Here is a 15,951-nt window from a genome sequence, read left to right on the forward strand (position 1 = left end):
CCCTAAAAATGATGTTCAACATATCGTATATAAAAGCGGGCCTGCAATGGGCCAGAAACAGCTGGTAACAATTAACTCATGCTGTCATCTTAAGTAGTGTGGTAAATATTTATAACCCCCAGATTGTTGTTTCTCCAAATTACATCATCTCTGACACTTTGGTTGTATCAATATGAATATTACTGTATTTGGAAGTGGCTACGTGGGCTTGGTCCAAGCCACAGTACTGGCCGATGTCGGCCACCAGGTTATCTGTGTCGATGTCGATGAACAGAAGGTGGCTGACTTGATGGCTGGTCAGGTTCCCATCTATGAACCCGGGCTGGAAGCCCTGCTTCAGCGCAATATCAAGAGCGGTGCCCTAGTGTTTACCACGGATGCCGTGCTGGCAGTCAAACATGGCGAGGTGCAATTTCTGGCGGTCGGCACGCCGCCGGGGGACGATGGCTCCGCCGATCTGCGCCATGTGCTGGCTGTGGCCGAAACCATAGCCTTGCATCGCGATGCCCCCGTCATCATAGTCAACAAGTCGACCGTCCCTGTGGGCACTGCCGACAAGGTAACGGCCAGAGTGAAAGCCATCTTGCAGCAGCGGGAGGCCTCTTTTTTCTTCGATGTGGTCTCCAACCCCGAGTTCCTGAAAGAGGGTTCCGCCATTCAGGATTGTCTGCGGCCGGATCGCATCGTGGTCGGCACCAGCAACGAGTCCTCCCGCCAGCTGATGCGCGAGCTTTACGAACCGTTCAACCGTAACCATGATCGTATCCTGTTCATGGATGTGCGCAGCGCCGAGCTGACCAAGTACGCCGCCAACTGCATGCTGGCTACCAAAATAAGCTTCATCAACGAGATGGCCGGGCTGGCCGAGCGAGTCGGTGCCGACATCGAGATGGTGCGCCAGGGCATAGGCTCGGATCAGCGTATCGGCTATCAGTTCATCTACCCTGGCTGTGGTTATGGCGGCTCCTGTTTTCCCAAGGATGTCAAAGCCTTGCTGGCAACGGCCCAGGAACTGCAATACGACACGCCGCTGATCCGGGCGGTGGAGCGGGTCAATGAGCAGCAAAAATCACGGCTCTACGAGCTGCTGTCCGGCTTCTTCTGCGCCCAGGGTGACTCGTTGGCGGGCAAGACCATCGCCTTGTGGGGGCTGGCGTTCAAACCCAATACCGATGACATGCGCGAGGCGCCGAGCAGAGCCCTGATGGAAGCGCTCTGGCGCGCCGGTGCAACAATCCAAGCCTATGATCCCGAAGCGATGCAGGAGGCCCAGCACCTCTATGGCAACTGTGACAACCTGAGGCTGATGGGCACCAAAGAGGCTGCCCTGTTCGGTGCGGATGCCCTGGTGATCTGCACCGAGTGGAATCACTTCAAGGCCCCCAATTTCGCCGCCATCAAGCAGGCGCTGACATGGCCGCTGATCGTGGATGGTCGCAACCTGTTTGATCCGGGTCGTATGAAAGAGCATGGTTTTCACTACTACGGCATTGGTCGTGGCGAGTCGGTAACGAAATAAGGGATGGGTGCGTTGACATGAGTCCTGTGTTGATATGGGCGAATTGTCTTGTCATATTGCGGTAATATTGTGATGAGATTCTCTTTTTATTTATTATATTTCCGCTAAGGACTTTCCGTCTCGGCGGGAAACATGCGCATTCACTTATATCAGCGTGAACGACATCTATCTTTATTCGGTGTGATCCTGCTTGGTGCTTTATTCATTCAGAATTGAGCCTTGATCGCTGAATAGATCCCTCCGCGCAGGCACATGCTTTGCCCCAAATGGCCCTCCGATGATTCGGCGGGCCATTTTTATATCCGGGAAATGCGCGGACCCCGGGCGGGAACTGTCGGGTTCGTGGCGCCATCCTGCTGGTCGTGCTGGCAAGACCCAGATTGGGATGGAAATGGCAGGGCTATTCCGGTATATCGTCCACCGGTGCGCTGCTGAGGGTGGCCTTTGACACTATGTTCACGCTCTCGTGCAGCTCGCTGTAGACGATCACGGCCAGGCCTTGTTGCAACTGTTGTCTGACATCGTCGACCTTGTCAGCCAGACTGACATCATGCTCACCGTACTCGGTGCCTTCCCGCAGTACGAAGTGTTCTAGCAGGCTGTTGAGGGTATCGGAGTCCAAGTCTTGCCAGGGGATAATCATGGGTTCATCTTCAGTTACCAGAGAGTGGATATTGTCTATCTGTTGCCAGCAAGCGCAAGGGATTTATGGGGCTGCCAGCGGGTGTGCACATGCTGTCTGATGAACAACGCCGCCTCTCCACCCACTTCGATCAGCACCTGTGCGAGTCACGCCGCCTGGCTCTGAGCAAGGGGTTGCACTGGTTCTGGGCCGTCAACCAGCTGGCGATCCTGTTCCTGCTTGCCCGCTTCTATGTCTATCGGGATGCCCATCTGGTGATCGCCCGCGTGCTGCCCTGGAGTTACGAGGTGCAGGTTATCCTGATGACCCTGCTCTGCCTGCTCTGCCTGCTGTTTCCGCTGTTCTGGCGCTGGCTGTCCCATCAACCGCTGACCGTCTGGCCGCCCTGTCTGCGGGCTGGCGCCCTGCTGTGGGGGATAGCCTGGGCGCTGCTCGGCTACGCCATCGCCCTGATCGAGCTGAGGGGAGGCTTCAGTCTTGCCTTCGATCTCATCAGCTTGCTGCTGATGACGGCGCTGGTGGCCCTCTATTGCGAGGTGCGGCTGTTTTACTGTTTCAGTGTTCCGCCCCTGCTTTTCTTGTTGCTGGAGGCCTTGTTCGTCAAGGTCCCTTTCCCTGCGGTGCACTGGCTGGCGGTAGGCTGCCTCATCATCATGCTGGAGACGGGGCGCCGCATGCTGAACGACTGGTTCGTGCTGGCGGTGTCTCGCGAGCATGAGAACCTGGCGCTGGCCCGTCAGCTCGATGGCATGGCCAAGCAGGATCCCCTGACCGGCTTGGCCAACCGGCGTCACTTTGCCAAGGTCAGCGAGCAGATCCTGGCCGAGGCGCAGCAGCGGCATGGCGAGTTTGCCATCCTGCTGCTGGATGTGGATTTCTTCAAACGTTTCAACGACCACTACGGTCATCTGCAGGGGGACAACTGCCTGATCACGGTCGCCGATTGCCTGCGGGAGGCAGTGCGGCAGCCGGCCGATGTAGTGGCTCGCTATGGCGGGGAGGAGTTCGTGATTCTGCTGCCCGGGGCCGACGATGGGATCGCCGGGCAGATTGCCAGGCGAATCGCCACCGCTCTGGCCGTGCGTGCCATTCCCCATGCCCTGTCGGAGGTTTCTCCCTGTGTGACTGTGAGTCAGGGCATAGCCCTGTGGCGGGGGCAGGAGTCGGTTGCCGACATGCTGGTGCGGGCCGACGAGGCGCTCTATCGGGTCAAGGGGACGGGACGCAACGGCTACCGGCTCGCGCCCTGAGTCTGCTGCTTCACCCATTGGCTGATGCGCTCCTCCAGCCAGAAGCGGGGGCGCCAGGGCGTGCCGTGCAGAAAGCCCACATGGCCGCCCCGTCGGCTCAACTCGTAACGCACCATGGGTGAGAGCTGCTCCGGTCGCGGGATCACGGCCTCTGTCATGAAGGGATCGTCGGCGGCATGGATCACCAGGGTGGGAATGGGGATGCGGGCCAGCAGCCCCAGGCCGGAACAGCGCTGGTAGTAGTGGTCGGCGCTGGCAAAACCGTGCAGCGGCGCCGTGACCTGCTCGTCGAAGTCGCGCAGGGTGGCAATCTGTTGCACCTGCTGCGGCTGCCAGCGTTTGCCAGCCTCGGCTTGATGCCGGATCTTGCTTTGCAGGTTGTCGCGCATGGTGCGCAGCAGATAGCTCTGATAGACCCGGGAGAAGCCCTGATTGACCCGATCGGCGCAGCTGTCCAGCCGCAGCGGCGCCGAGATCACCACGGCCGCCTGCAGCTCACGCGGGCAGGCCCGCGCCAGCAGATTGACCAGCATGTTGCCCCCCAGCGAATAACCGATGGCGATCAGTGGCTTGCCGGGAAAGCGCCGGCCCAGCTCGGCGATCAGCGCCTGTGCATCCTCGATGGCGCCGGAGTGATAAGCCTGCAGGTGACGGTTGGGTTCGCCGCTGCAGCCACGAAAATGCATCAGCACCGCTTCGTCCCCCTGTCGTTGCAGATGGGCGAACAACCCCTTGGCATAGTGGGAGTGGATGCTCCCCTCCAGCCCGTGGAACAGCACCATCAGTGGCCGCGTGTTCTGGCTGATGTCGCCGCTCCAGGCGAGATCGACGAAATCCCCGTCCGTCAGTTCGAAACGCTCGGCCACGAAACGGGCCGGCGCCCGTCGCAGCCACTTTGGCAATATGGTTTGCAGATGGGGATTACGCGCCCACCAGGGGGCGTGGAAGTGACTCTCTATGAGCATGATGGGGTCCGAAACAGGCATCAGGGCAGTCAAAAAATGCGGCGAGAAGGGGGGCTTCTCGCCGGCTTGTCAGGCCAGCAGGCTGTCGTGGTGCTCGGCACCGCGCAGCATGGCCTGGATCAGTTCGTTGGCCTCAAACTTGGTCAGCGCTTCGTGTGCACCCACCTGGTGGGCCCGCTCCACGCTGATCTCGCTGGAGAGCGAGGTGTGCAATATGATGTAGGCCCCCGCCAGCGTCGCGTCGCTCTGTACCTCGAAGGCCAGCTCGTAGCCGTCGAGCCCCGGCATCTCTATGTCGCTCACCAGGATATCTATGGGGGTCTTCTGGCTGGCGCGAGCCTGCATCAGGGCCAGCGCATCCTTACCGTTGGTGCACACCTCGTAGGGGATATTGATGTAGTCCAGCGCTGCCATCAGCTGGCGACGGGCGACGGAGGAGTCGTCCACCAGCAGGATCCGCATCGGCTTGATCCGCTCACGCTGCACGTCGGTCAGCACAGGGTAGAGGTGGCTGGGATCGTCCGGGTAGACCCGCGACAGTATCAGCTCCACGTCCAGCAGCTGGATCAGCTGGTCGTTGACCCGGGTCACCCCGGTCACGAACACGTTATGGCCGAGCGCGGCGGGCGGGGATTCGATGTCGCGCCAGTTGCACTCGGTGATCTTGTCGATGCCGCGCACCAGAAAGCCCACCAGGGTGCGGCGGCAGTCGGTGATGATGATGAAGCAGTTCGGCATCTCCTCCTTGCTGATCGGGCGATAGCCCACCGCCATGGCCATGTCGATCACCGGAATGGTGGTGCCCCGCATGCTGGCGGCGCCCAGCACGGTCGGGTGCGAGTGCGGCATGGCCGTGAGCTGGGTGTAAGGCACTATCTCCTTCACCTTGAGGGTGCCGATGGCGAAGGATTGTTTGGCCGAGAGATGAAACAGCAACATGCCCTGGGATTGGTTGGCTTTGCTTTTCATGGCAGATGTCCTGTGAGTCAAAACGGTATCAGTCAATTCAGGCCCCTAGCATAAAGGATTATAGGAGAAATGACCCTCCCGTTATTAGCGGCCGTTTGCCGCAAAACTGGACTCATTTCCCCCATTTTTCGCCTGGCCAGCCCGGTTTTCGGCCGCCGGGTCAGGTGGGCTGCTGTTCATCCAGGCTGGCGCCAAGCCAGCGTTGACAGGCCTGGGCGAGGGCCTCTTCGTCCCGGTAGCCGAGCTTGCTCACCACCTGTGCCCGCTTGCTGCCGCTCTTGAGCAGGCGGACCGCCTGCAGCAACTGCCACTGGGCGCTCAGGGCATCGGTCGCGAGGCCAGGATCCGTGATCCCGCGCTGGGAGAGGCAGGCCTGCCAGGCGGCGTCACTGCCTGCTTGCTGGCCGATCAATGCACGCCAGGCGCCTTGCAGCAGCTGATCCGCGTGTTGCGACAGGGGGCAGGCCTGCAACTCGTCGAGCATCACCTGCAGGCGATGACCATAGGCCCCTTGCCAGTCGCGGGGGCGCTGCCACTGGGCCAGGCTGTCGAACAGGGCATCCAGCAGCGGGGTCGGTTGCAACCAGCCAGCCTGGGCTGGCTGGGCAACCCGCAGGGAGCAGGTCAGCAGATCATGGTGGCAGCCCGCCAGCGGACTGAAGGCGGCGAGGGCATCGGCGCAGAGCCAGAAGCTGTTGCCTGCCGTCAGCAGCAATTCATGCTGGCCGAGTCGCAGCAGTGCCGCGCCCCGGGTTATCCGCAGCAACTGGCCTACCGGCGTGCGTTTGCGGCCGCCGACTTGCAGGTACGGAGAGGAAAAATGCTGGCATTCGATGGCGTGATGCATGTAAAAACCCTGATATGATGCTGCCTGGAGGTAACAAGAATGGAAACCAGACGTAAAAAACGCTTCATTGCCGGTGCGGTTTGTCCGGCGTGCGGCAAAATGGACACCATGATGCTGTATATGGAGCATGGAGTCGAGAAGGTGACCTGTGTCGACTGCGGTGATACCCAGGTGCAGACCCAGCCCGAGGTGGACAAGGTGACCCGGGAGACGGAACAGGTAATTGGGGTGTTTCGTCCCGAATGAGCCAGGCCGAGGCGGACAAGGTGACCCGGGAGACCAAACAGGTGATAGGCGTGTTTCGTCCCAAATGAGGGGCCAGCCGCAATACCCGGGAGTGAGGTGCGGGTCAGGCCCATGCCGCTTCACATTGATGACTTTTTCATCACGACTGAGCCGGGCCTGCCATATGCTTGGCCGCCTTTTTGAGGTATTCTGGGCCCGTTTTTTTCTATCCGCAGGATCCCTGACATGAAAGTAGCTCCCCTGAGCGTGGTTACGCTGGAATACACAGTCACCGACGAACACGGTGAAGTCATCGACACCACTGTCGGTAAAGAGCCTCTGGTGTATCTGCACGGTACCCGTTATCTGGTCTCCGGCCTCGAAGCCGAGCTGGAAGGCCGTAGCGTGGGCGAGGCGTTCGACGTCACGCTGGCACCGACCCAGGCCTATGGCGAATACGACGAAAGCCTGGTGCAAGAAGTACCTGGCGAGCTGTTTGACGGCATGGAAGTGTCTGAAGGGGATACTTTTGTGGCCGAGACTGACGATGGTCACCGCCCGGTGACCGTCATCGAAGTGTCCGAAGAGTTCGTCAAGGTGGATGGCAACCATCCGCTGGCTGGCGTGACCCTGGGCTTCAAGGTCGAGATCAAGGACGTGCGTGCCGCCACAGCCGAAGAACTGGCTCACGGCCACGTTCACGGTGCCGGTGGTTGCGGTCACGATCATGGTCACGACCATGACCACGATCACGGCCATGAGCACGGCGGTTGCTGCGGTGGTGGCCATGGTCACGATCACGGTCATGACCACGGTGACGAGCAGGGTCATGGCGGTTGCTGCGGTGGCGGCGGCTGCGGTGGCAAGGGTCACCAGCACTGATTTGTGCCTTGGGCATAGCCCGATAAAAAAACCCGCGTCTGTCGCGGGTTTTTTTATGGCCGGGTGACGAGGCGCGTTGCGGCTCAGTAGTGCGGGGGCGGCGTCTCTTCGGCCATGCTGGCGATCTGGCTCGGCTGCACGCTCTGCAGCTTGTCCACCAGCAGCTGGATCTGATGCTTGAGTCGATCCAGCTCGCGGCCCTGGGTGGTGACCTCGTCGTTGAGCTGCTCCACCGTGTATTCGGCGAAGGCGAGGCGGCTTTCCAGGGTTTCGAGGCGATCGTTAAGTTGCTGACTCATGGGCCTTTGGGTCCTTACTTGATAGTCCAGATTTCGGCCAGGCCACTGGAGCTGGCGCTGACAAGGTGGCTATTGTCGCGCAAAGCCACGCCGTAGACCACTGCGCTCGGCGGTTTCACCCTGGGATGGGGCGAGACGCGCCAGCTTTGCAGCAGGCTGCCATCGCTCACCCGCCACAGGGAGAGCTGGCGGGAAGGGGCGCCCGTGATGAGCCAGTTGCCGTCGTTGGCGAAGCGTGCCGTGGTGTAAACCTCGAAGCGGTGATCAAACTGCAGCCGGCTCACCTCCTTGCCGGTTTTCAGATCCCAGATGCTGGCCTGGCGGCTGTCGGCGGTGAAAGCGAAACGGCCCTGGGGATCCAGCTTCGCCATCACCACCCGGCCGGCGTGGTTGAAACGCCATACCACTTGGCCGGAGCGGGTATCCCACAGATAGGCGCTGTAGTCGTTGCCGCCGGTGAGGGCGTAGCGGCCATTGGCGGAGAGGTCCACCGTATTGACCTGCTCGGTGTGACCGAGGAACTGCAGCCTGCGGCCGGTGCGGGTATCGACCACCTCCGCCTTGCCATCTTCCCGGCCGATCAGTACCTGACGGCCATCGGCTGACAGGGCTATGTCCCTCAGCTTGGATTCAGGAAGCGAGTAGTAGCCTTGGGATTGGCCATCTTGCAGATGCCAGATGGCGAAGGTATCCAGGGTGGCAGTCACGGCATGGCTGTTGTCTGCCGAGAAGCGGGTGATGATGACGAAGTTGTCCTGATTGTCGGACTGGCGCCAGCGCCAGCGTTCCTTGCTCTGTTCCAGGTCCCACACCACTGTGCCCTGACCCAGGCTGGAGACGATGGCCTGCTTGCCGTCGCTGGCGAGATCGGCGCTCAGCAGTCCCTGGTTGGCTAGGGTGATTTGCCGGTCCGGTAGTGAGCTCTGTTCGCAACCTGTCAGTATCAGGCAAATACCGATGAGATAAATGGCACTTTTTATCATTTTTCCTGTCTCATGCTTTCGTTACCTGCGATCACGGCGTTAGTATAAGGCGCTTATCACGATAAACCTCTCATTTCACGAAGGAACCGAGAGCGGTATTTAGAGTTTTGGAGAAACTGATGAACAATTTTCTGAAGGTGTCCCTGTTGGCTGCGGCAGTTGCCGTGAGTCTGACTGCTTGCCAAAAAGACGAGAAGACTGCTGCGAATACCGCAGAGGTCAAGGCAGAAGCCAGCAAGCCGGCAGAGGCCCCCAAGGCTGATGCCAAGAGCTTTGAAGAGCAATCCGGCTATGCAATTGGCCTCTCCATGGGTCGTTATATCGCCAATACCCTGGAACGTCAGCAGGAACTCGGCATCAAACTGGACAACGGCGTCATCCTCAAGGGTGTGACCGATGGCCTGGGCAAAGAAGCCAAGATGACTGACGAGGAGATCCAGAAGGTTCTCCAGCAGTACGACGCCAAGATCAACGAGTTGACCAAGGCCAAGGCTGACAAGGATGCCGTGGATAACCAGAAGAAGGGTGAAGAGTACCTGTCTGCCAACGCCAAGAAAGAAGGCGTGAAGAGCACCGAATCCGGTCTGCAATACCAGGTCGAGAAGATGGGTACCGGCGCCAAGCCGAAGGCCACTGACATCGTCAAGGTTCACTACACTGGCACCCTGACCGACGGCACCAAGTTCGACAGCTCCGTCGATCGCGGCGAGCCGGCTACCTTCCCGCTCAACCAGGTGATCCCGGGCTGGACCGAAGGCGTGCAGCTGATGCCGGTGGGTTCCAAGTTCAAGTTCTTCCTGCCGTCCAAGCTGGCCTATGGCGAGCACGGTGCAGGCTCCATCCCGGCCAATGCCGTGCTGGTGTTCGATGTTGAGCTGCTGGCGATCGAGAAGCCGGCTGCCGATGGCGACAATGCCAAGAAGTAAGCGCTCATCGTTGAAAAAACGGCTCCTTAGGGAGCCGTTTTTACTTGTATCTCCCGGCGAATGGCGGGATAAAAGAGAGAGTCGCCAACTGTGCTAAGATGGCGTACAAGACCCGAAATAGACAACAAAATCAATTGCAAGGATGGCTCCCGTGGCTGAAAGCAAACCTCGAGTCCTGTTGGTGGAAGATACCCGCAGTCTGGCGGTCGTCTATGAACAGTATCTGGCCCAGGATGGCTATGAGGTAGTGCTGGCCGATTGTGGTCAGCAGGCGTTGGCGCAGCTGCTGACCAGCCCGCCGCCTGTGGTGCTGCTCGACCTCGAGCTGCCCGACATGTCCGGCATGGACATCTTGCAGCAGATCACCGAGCAGCAATTGCCCTGCTCGGTGGTGGTGATCACCGCCCACGGCTCGGTGGACGTGGCGGTGGAGGCGATGCGCCTCGGCGCCTTCGACTTCCTGACCAAGCCGTTTGACGGCAAACGGCTGTGCGCCACCGCGCGCAACGCCCTCAAGCACCAGCAGCTGAGTTCGCTGGTGGCCCAGTACCGGGAGAACTTCGAGCGCAGCTCGTTCGCCGGTTTCATCGGTGCCTCCATGCCGATGCAGGCCGTCTATCGCATCATAGAGAGCGCGGCGCCGAGCAAGGCGACCGTGTTCATCACGGGGGAGAGCGGCACCGGCAAGGAGGTGTGCGCCGAGGCCATTCACCAGTGCAGCCCCCGCAGCGAACAGCCCTTCATCGCGCTCAACTGCGCCGCCATTCCCCACGATCTGATGGAGAGCGAGATCTTCGGTCACGTGAAGGGCTCCTTTACCGGCGCCCAGGGGGATCGCAAGGGGGCGGCCAGTCTGGCGGACGGTGGCACCCTGTTTCTGGACGAGATCTGCGAGATGGATCTCGACCTGCAGAGCAAGCTGCTGCGCTTCATCCAGACTGGCACCTTGCAGCGGGTCGGCAGCGGCAAGCTGGAGACGGTGGACGTGCGCTTCGTCTGCGCCACCAACCGGGATCCCTTGGTGGAGGTAAAGGCGGGACGTTTTCGGGAGGATCTCTACTACCGTCTGCACGTGATCCCCCTCAGCCTGCCACCGCTGCGTGAGCGGGGCGAGGATATACTGCTGCTGGCCCGCAATCTGCTGCAAAACTACGCCAGGGAAGAGAACAAGCGCTTCAAGGATTTCGATGCCGAGGCGGTGCGGGTGCTGCTCGATTACCCCTGGCCCGGCAACGTGCGCGAGCTGCAAAACGTGGTGCGCAACATAGTGGTGCTCAACGATCGCGAGCTGGTGAGCCCGGACATATTGCCACCGCCGCTCAGCGGCCGCAGGGGCATGACGGCGGCCATGGCGCCGGTCAGTTCGGCCAGCGGCAGCGCCGAGCCTTTGCTCAATACGCCAATCCGTCCGCTCTGGCTGGTGGAGAAGGAGACCATAGAGCAGGCCATCGCCAGCTGTGACGGCAATATCCCCAAGGCGGCGGCGTTGCTGGAGATCAGCCCCTCCACCATCTATCGCAAGAAACAGAGCTGGGAAGAGGCTAGCCTGGTTTGAATGGCGGGGCATGGTCAATGCCTCGCCATAGAGCAGGCCATCGCCAGCTGTGATGGCAATATCCCCAAGTCGGCGCGGCTGGAGATCAGCCCCCAATCCTCCCATCTATCGCAAGAAGCAGAGCTGGGAAGAGGCGAGCCTGGTCTGAGGCCGGTGTCGGGATGGCATCCGTCATCTTGGGCAGATGAGCTTGTGCGCAGGGCGGCCAACTGGCCGCCCTGCTGCTTTGTTAGAGGCTGTTTGCTAGAGCTTGGCCAGCTGCTTGAGTCTGGCCAGTCGCTCTGCCTCGTTGGCCTTGAGCCAGCGATCCTGTGACAGCAGAAACCAGGCGCGGGCGAAGTATTCGGCCGCGGCCGGATCAGCCAGTACCAGTGCATTTTCCCCCAACTCCTCGAACAGATAGCCATCCTCCGGCTCGCCGGCCTCTACCATCTCCGCCTGCAACTGCGTCAGTTCGGCCAGCGCCTGTTCGTGCAAGCCTTGTGCCCGGGTCAGCCGCGCCAGGCTCCAGCGGGCGATGAAGGCTTTGGCCGGGTTGTTGTGCTGTTCGTGCCAGGCCAGGCATTTTTGCTGACACTGGCGGGCCTCTTCCAGGCGGCCCAGTTCGAACAGGGTCCAGCCCTGATTGTTGTAGAGGCTGGGAAGCCAGCCGCGCACCTTTTCATCCTGACTGCGTTCCGCCAGCTCCATTGCCAGCTGATGCCAGCGGCTCTGCTCCTCCAGTGGTGCGGCTATGGCCACCATGTGGGCGGCGTCGATGGCCAGATAGAGCTCCTTGCTCTTGAGCCCCCACTGCCAGGCCTGCTCGAACAGGGTTCTGGCACTGGCCTTGTCGCCGGCGGAGTTGAAGGTACGGCCGCGCTCCAGCAGGGCGCGAAGGCGGGCTCGCGGGGTGGCATCGGTGAGGCGGGGTTCTATCTCGTCGAGCAGCTGGTGCGCCTCGGCAAACTGGCGTTGCAGGGAATGGGTGCGGGCTATCTGGGTGAGCAGCTCCAGTTCGAGTTGCAGGTCGGCGGCGGCACGCACCTCGGGCAACAGAGCATGGAAACGCAGGGCGCTGGCGGCGGGATCCTTGTAATCCCACTGCGCCATGAAATCGGGCGGATTGTCCATTTGGCCTCCTTGCTGGCTATCCTCTCACCAAGATGCCTGCAGGCCATTGTTTGTACAAGGGGCACCCGTCACAGAGTGCCCCTTGAGTCATGTTCGCACCAGCGGCCAGCCGGTCAGTAGACCATGGCCAGGCTCATCAGCATCAGGCCGAGGGCGGCAAAGGCCCCCTCCTTGATCGCCAGACGCGGCACCAGTGCCTTGGGCAGGGCCGGAAACAGGCTGAGTGCGAAGCCGAGCCCCGGCATCAGCCAGTGAAAGGCCGGGTTGCGCAGGCTTGGATCTGCCGCCCCGTTGATGATGACGAGCAGGATAAACAGGGTGAAGGCGGGCAGGATAAACCAGCGGGCGCTGCCGGCGGCGACGGCCCGCAGCGGCGAGATGCGATAGAGCACCAGAGTCACGATAAACAGCACCAGAGGTGCCAGCAGATAGAGCGGAGCCGGGTTCATGGCGGGTGTTCTCCAGACGGTGGGTAAGTGGGGTCGGGTTCAGTCATCGCACAGCGCTGGCGGGATGGGATCAGCCCAGGCCGGCGATGAGCCGTGGCACGGGTTTAAACGTTGAAGGCGATCCCGGGCAACGCCTTGCCATCGGGGGATCAGCGCAACCAGAACCAAGCGGTGGCAAAGCCCAGCCAGCTCAGCAGCAAAAGGATCCAGGGCAGGGGATGCTGGCGGGAGACCTCGACAAGCTCGATCTCGCTCTCCTCTACCTGTTCGGTGTGCGGTTGCTGCTTCGCCTTGCTCTGCAACTTCTTCTGGCGACTGACCTCCCGGGCCCGCGCCTTCATCTGCTTCTTGTACTCGTCTATGCCTTTCTGGATCCCCTGGGCGATCAGCTGGGTCTGCTCCTTGGTCTGTCCCGGCTTCTGGTTGGCGCGGGCGATCTTCAGCGCATCCTGCTGGGTCTCGGGGGATATCTTGTCGTACTTCGCCATCAAAGGGTCTCCTCGGCATCGATTGGCGGGGAGTATGCCATAAAAACGGCGCCCTCAGGCGCCGTTGTAGCAGGTTGTGAGCCGGATCAGGGCTTGTTGTAGGTCACGGTCGCATAGGGCAGCGGATTGAGGGTGCCCTGGGACTCTGCGTACTCCATGAACATCTCATTCTCACCGACGCCCGAGTCGACGTAGTCACCCTTGTTGGGCAGCTCTTCGCGCTTGAGCAGGCCGTTGTAGCCATCCTTGCCGGAGGCGATATAGGTGTTGGCACCGACCCGGTACACCTTCTCGTCGTCCAGCGGCAGCCACTGGCCATTGGCATCCAGCAGCTCCAGCTTGGTGATGCGGGAGCCCTTGGCCAGTTTGCCGTCATAGCTGTAGCTCAGGTGGCCGACGTAGGGGAAGGCACCGCTGGAGGCGCCGATCCCGGTCTCCAGGCCGATGGAGTAGTCAACGGCGTACTCCAGGGTGGCGCGCACGTCCTTGCCCTTGAGGTTGAAGGCGGCGATCTTGTTGCCAAACGGCAGCAAGGTGCCCATCACGTAACCGACCGAGAGCGGGCCCGCGTTCACATCGGCGCGCACACCACCAGCGTTCTGGATGGTGAAGTCGACCTTGGTGTTGAGCTTGTTGAGCTTCCAGTACAGGGATTCGGCCACCAGGGGATCGATCAGACCCGCGCCATCCGGGGTGAGCGGCACGCGCACGTGGGGCAGCTTGGTCGGCACATCGGCGATGATCTTGGCCTCGAGCTCGGCCACGGCCGGCTTGTACTCTGTGTCGATCACATCGCGCATGGCGGTGTTCTCCGGCACGATTTCGATGACGGGTGACTTGGTGATGAAGTCGACCACGTTGGTCTGCTCGCTGCCGGTCAGAGGCACCTTCTTCTTGGCCACTTCCTTGGTGAAGTCGTCGCCCGTCATCAGGGTGTTGCGACCCTCGCACTTGGTGATCTGGCCTTCCTTGCTCAGGGAGACGTTGACCAGGCCATAGCCCTTGGCCCATTCGCCGGCCTGCACGATACAGGTCTTGCCGCCGTCCGGATTGTTGATCAGCTGGGCATAGGTGTTGTCGTCGGCCGGGTTCTGGTTGTGGGCGGTGTAACCGACGCTGTTGATCTCGTTGATGTCGCCGAGGAAGGTTTGGGAGTGACCGCCGACGATCAGGTCGATACCGTTGACCGCCTTGGCGACGGCCTGGTCATTTTGCAGCCCGATATGGGTGACCATGATGATCTTGTTGGCGCCTTTTGACTTGAGGGTGTCGACCATTTTCTGGGCGGTCTCAATCATCGGCAGGAATTGGGTATCGGTATCCGGTGAAGAGATGTCATGCATATTTTCCAGCACCAGCCCGAAAATACCTACGCTCTCGCCATTTACTTCCTTAATGACATATTCATGAATATTTTCACTGTCTTTCAGGGTGGCGCTACTGGATTTCACCATATTGGAAGCCAATACAGGGAAATTCACCCGTGAGACGAAATCTTTAATAGCCTGGTTGCCCAGATCGAATTCGTGATTGCCCAGTACCATGGCATCTATGCCCATGTCGGAGAGCAGGCGAGACTCCTCTTCCCCCTTGAACTGGGTGAAGTAGAGGGTGCCCTGGAAGGCATCGCCACCGTTGAGCACCATGAAGTTGCGGCCTTCATTGGCAGCCTGGCTGCGCAGCTCGTCCAGCTTGAACTTCAGGCGGGGATAGCCGCCCAGCTTGGCGTTGAATTTGAACAGCTCCTGGCCGGTGGGCTGGATGGCCAGCGCATTTTCGGTCGGGTCCAGGTGGGCGTGGGTATCATTGATGTGGGCAATAGTCAGATCCAGCGGAATATGTTCCTTGCTGCTGTTTTCTGAATTGCAGGCGGTCAGCCCGAACAGGGTAATAGAGACGGTGACGGCCAGTAGCGTCTTCTTCATCGGTAATAATCCTCTTGTTGTTATTGTCCTGTATATCGTTCCTGCATGACAGGAGTGTGGCGATTCTAGGCAAAAAGCAATAATTGGAAATAAAGAGAGCTGATTCCTTTGAGCTACTGCACATTAATAAAGCGAACAAACGTTTGCGAGATTGCGCAACGCCATGTCTACAGACTAATGACAAGTTTCATATCGCTGCATCTGCGACTGGCTGTATCAGGGATCAGGCACTACCGGGCCGGGCCGCCGGTTCTGTGGTGACGGCGGGCAGCAGTCGCAGAAACTGCGCCGGGGTGAGCGGACGGCCATAGAGGTAGCCTTGCAGGTAGTTGACGTTGCGCTCGGTCAGGAAGTCAGCCTGCTCCTGGGTTTCGACCCCTTCGGCGACGGTTTCCAGTCCCAGCCGGGTGGCCAGACTGATGGTGCTGTCAAGAATATGACGAGAGAGAGCATTGGTGCCTATCATGGCGACGAAGCTCTGGTCGATCTTGAGGTAGTCCACGTGAAACTGTTGCAGATAGGTGAGGCTGGAGTGGCCGGTGCCAAAGTCGTCCAGCCCTATCTTGACCCCCATCTGGCGCAGTTCGCCGAACAGTTGGTCAGTCAGTTGGCAGGGGGTGATCAGTTCCCGCTCGGTCAGCTCCAGCACTAGCGTGATCGGATTGCTGGCGAAGGCAGCCAGGAATCGGCGGCAGTCGTCGATCAGGCTCATCTCCTGGCAGTGCTGGGCACAGATGTTGAAACCGAAATGAAAGCGGGGCGGCAGTTGCGCCACATGGGGGGCAAACTCCAGACGAACCTGCTGCATCAGGGTCTGGGTCATCAGTATGATGAGGCCGCTCTCCTCCGCCAGCGGGATGAAGAGATCCGGCCGGATCAACCCCTGACGATGGTGCTGCCAGCGCATCAGCAC

General features: G+C 60.3%; 17 protein-coding genes. 6 read left to right on the forward strand and 11 right to left on the reverse strand.

Going from position 1 to position 15,951, the window contains the following annotated elements; all coding sequences use genetic code 11:
* The first annotated feature begins 172 nt into the window (after positions 1–172).
* Positions 173–1,519 carry a UDP-glucose dehydrogenase family protein gene (locus tag BN1128_RS14850; RefSeq protein ID WP_042870106.1) on the forward strand — a complete coding sequence of 449 codons (1,347 nt, stop codon included), beginning with the start codon at positions 173–175 and terminating at the stop codon, positions 1,517–1,519.
* Between the two features lie 400 nt (positions 1,520–1,919).
* Here BN1128_RS14850 and BN1128_RS14855 read toward each other — a convergent pair whose 3' ends face one another.
* On the reverse strand, positions 1,920–2,162 hold the full coding sequence (locus tag BN1128_RS14855) for a YheU family protein (RefSeq protein ID WP_042870108.1): 243 nt from the start codon (positions 2,160–2,162) through the stop codon (positions 1,920–1,922).
* Between the two features lie 89 nt (positions 2,163–2,251).
* On the opposite strand from BN1128_RS14855, the gene BN1128_RS14860 reads away from it, so the two are divergent.
* Positions 2,252–3,412 carry a sensor domain-containing diguanylate cyclase gene (locus BN1128_RS14860; RefSeq protein ID WP_042870144.1) on the forward strand — a complete coding sequence of 387 codons (1,161 nt, stop codon included), beginning with the start codon at positions 2,252–2,254 and terminating at the stop codon, positions 3,410–3,412.
* Here the strand turns inward: BN1128_RS14860 and BN1128_RS14865 are convergent.
* The 3 genes from BN1128_RS14865 to BN1128_RS14875 form a co-directional block, all read right to left on the reverse strand.
* Entirely contained in the window at positions 3,394–4,377 is a 984-nt protein-coding gene (locus tag BN1128_RS14865; RefSeq protein WP_042870110.1) for a hydrolase, read from the reverse strand. The two genes, BN1128_RS14860 and BN1128_RS14865, sit on opposite strands and share 19 nt — an antisense overlap.
* Positions 4,378–4,446: 69 nt before the next feature.
* Positions 4,447–5,346, reverse strand: a complete 900-nt coding sequence (locus tag BN1128_RS14870; RefSeq protein WP_042870112.1) for a chemotaxis protein — start codon at positions 5,344–5,346, stop codon at positions 4,447–4,449.
* A gap of 160 nt (positions 5,347–5,506) precedes the next feature.
* On the reverse strand, positions 5,507–6,193 hold the full coding sequence (locus BN1128_RS14875) for a hypothetical protein (protein WP_042870114.1): 687 nt from the start codon (positions 6,191–6,193) through the stop codon (positions 5,507–5,509).
* 39 nt (positions 6,194–6,232) lie between these two features.
* Here BN1128_RS14875 and BN1128_RS14880 point away from each other — a divergent pair, with 39 nt between their 5' ends.
* Together BN1128_RS14880 and BN1128_RS14885 are read left to right on the forward strand one after the other, a co-directional pair.
* Positions 6,233–6,439 (forward strand): YheV family putative zinc ribbon protein, encoded by a 207-nt coding sequence (locus BN1128_RS14880; RefSeq protein ID WP_042870116.1) that lies wholly within the window; start codon positions 6,233–6,235, stop codon positions 6,437–6,439.
* A 225-nt stretch (positions 6,440–6,664) separates the two neighbouring features.
* On the forward strand, positions 6,665–7,300 hold the full coding sequence (locus BN1128_RS14885) for an FKBP-type peptidyl-prolyl cis-trans isomerase (RefSeq protein WP_042870118.1): 636 nt from the start codon (positions 6,665–6,667) through the stop codon (positions 7,298–7,300).
* Between the two features lie 83 nt (positions 7,301–7,383).
* On the opposite strand, the gene BN1128_RS14890 is transcribed toward BN1128_RS14885, so the two are convergent.
* A complete protein-coding gene (locus tag BN1128_RS14890; protein WP_011704936.1) occupies positions 7,384–7,599 on the reverse strand; it encodes a SlyX family protein in 216 nt (71 codons plus the stop codon).
* A 14-nt stretch (positions 7,600–7,613) separates the two neighbouring features.
* On the reverse strand, positions 7,614–8,582 hold the full coding sequence (locus BN1128_RS14895) for a WD40 repeat domain-containing protein (protein WP_042870120.1): 969 nt from the start codon (positions 8,580–8,582) through the stop codon (positions 7,614–7,616).
* Positions 8,583–8,701: 119 nt separating this feature from the next.
* Between BN1128_RS14895 and fkpA the strand changes: the two genes are divergently transcribed.
* On the forward strand, positions 8,702–9,508 hold the full coding sequence (fkpA, locus tag BN1128_RS14900) for an FKBP-type peptidyl-prolyl cis-trans isomerase (protein WP_042870122.1): 807 nt from the start codon (positions 8,702–8,704) through the stop codon (positions 9,506–9,508).
* Positions 9,509–9,659: 151 nt separating this feature from the next.
* The gene (locus BN1128_RS14905; protein ID WP_042870123.1) at positions 9,660–11,063 is read left to right on the forward strand and encodes a sigma-54-dependent transcriptional regulator; all 1,404 of its coding nucleotides are present in this window, start codon (positions 9,660–9,662) and stop codon (positions 11,061–11,063) included.
* Between the two features lie 243 nt (positions 11,064–11,306).
* Here the strand turns inward: BN1128_RS14905 and BN1128_RS14910 are convergent, their stop codons facing one another.
* The 5 genes from BN1128_RS14910 to BN1128_RS14930 form a co-directional block, all read right to left on the reverse strand.
* Positions 11,307–12,176 carry a tetratricopeptide repeat protein gene (locus tag BN1128_RS14910; protein ID WP_042870125.1) on the reverse strand — a complete coding sequence of 290 codons (870 nt, stop codon included), beginning with the start codon at positions 12,174–12,176 and terminating at the stop codon, positions 11,307–11,309.
* A 113-nt stretch (positions 12,177–12,289) separates the two neighbouring features.
* Positions 12,290–12,625, reverse strand: coding sequence for a hypothetical protein (locus tag BN1128_RS14915; protein WP_042870127.1), 336 nt, complete (start codon positions 12,623–12,625; stop codon positions 12,290–12,292).
* A gap of 149 nt (positions 12,626–12,774) precedes the next feature.
* The gene (locus tag BN1128_RS14920) at positions 12,775–13,113 is read right to left on the reverse strand and encodes a DUF2956 domain-containing protein (RefSeq protein WP_042870129.1); all 339 of its coding nucleotides are present in this window, start codon (positions 13,111–13,113) and stop codon (positions 12,775–12,777) included.
* 86 nt (positions 13,114–13,199) lie between these two features.
* Positions 13,200–15,038, reverse strand: coding sequence for a bifunctional metallophosphatase/5'-nucleotidase (locus BN1128_RS14925; protein ID WP_042870131.1), 1,839 nt, complete (start codon positions 15,036–15,038; stop codon positions 13,200–13,202).
* Between the two features lie 223 nt (positions 15,039–15,261).
* Positions 15,262–15,951 (reverse strand): EAL domain-containing protein (locus BN1128_RS14930; RefSeq protein ID WP_042870133.1); only part of this gene is annotated, 690 nt, incomplete at its 5' end.

It is taken from the genome of Aeromonas piscicola (assembly GCF_000820005.1).
GTDB classification, from domain to species: Bacteria; Pseudomonadota; Gammaproteobacteria; order Enterobacterales; family Aeromonadaceae; genus Aeromonas; species Aeromonas piscicola.

Coding starts and splice junctions, on each gene's coding strand:
- BN1128_RS14850 (WP_042870106.1), top strand. CDS start 173: ATGAATATTACTGTATTTGGAAGTGGCTACGTGGGCTTGGTCCAAGCC.
- BN1128_RS14855 (WP_042870108.1), bottom strand. CDS start 2,162: ATGATTATCCCCTGGCAAGACTTGGACTCCGATACCCTCAACAGCCTG.
- BN1128_RS14860 (WP_042870144.1), top strand. CDS start 2,252: ATGCTGTCTGATGAACAACGCCGCCTCTCCACCCACTTCGATCAGCAC.
- BN1128_RS14865 (WP_042870110.1), bottom strand. CDS start 4,377: ATGCTCATAGAGAGTCACTTCCACGCCCCCTGGTGGGCGCGTAATCCC.
- BN1128_RS14870 (WP_042870112.1), bottom strand. CDS start 5,346: ATGAAAAGCAAAGCCAACCAATCCCAGGGCATGTTGCTGTTTCATCTC.
- BN1128_RS14875 (WP_042870114.1), bottom strand. CDS start 6,193: ATGCATCACGCCATCGAATGCCAGCATTTTTCCTCTCCGTACCTGCAA.
- BN1128_RS14880 (WP_042870116.1), top strand. CDS start 6,233: ATGGAAACCAGACGTAAAAAACGCTTCATTGCCGGTGCGGTTTGTCCG.
- BN1128_RS14885 (WP_042870118.1), top strand. CDS start 6,665: ATGAAAGTAGCTCCCCTGAGCGTGGTTACGCTGGAATACACAGTCACC.
- BN1128_RS14890 (WP_011704936.1), bottom strand. CDS start 7,599: ATGAGTCAGCAACTTAACGATCGCCTCGAAACCCTGGAAAGCCGCCTC.
- BN1128_RS14895 (WP_042870120.1), bottom strand. CDS start 8,582: ATGATAAAAAGTGCCATTTATCTCATCGGTATTTGCCTGATACTGACA.
- fkpA (WP_042870122.1), top strand. CDS start 8,702: ATGAACAATTTTCTGAAGGTGTCCCTGTTGGCTGCGGCAGTTGCCGTG.
- BN1128_RS14910 (WP_042870125.1), bottom strand. CDS start 12,176: ATGGACAATCCGCCCGATTTCATGGCGCAGTGGGATTACAAGGATCCC.
- BN1128_RS14915 (WP_042870127.1), bottom strand. CDS start 12,625: ATGAACCCGGCTCCGCTCTATCTGCTGGCACCTCTGGTGCTGTTTATC.
- BN1128_RS14920 (WP_042870129.1), bottom strand. CDS start 13,113: ATGGCGAAGTACGACAAGATATCCCCCGAGACCCAGCAGGATGCGCTG.
- BN1128_RS14925 (WP_042870131.1), bottom strand. CDS start 15,038: ATGAAGAAGACGCTACTGGCCGTCACCGTCTCTATTACCCTGTTCGGG.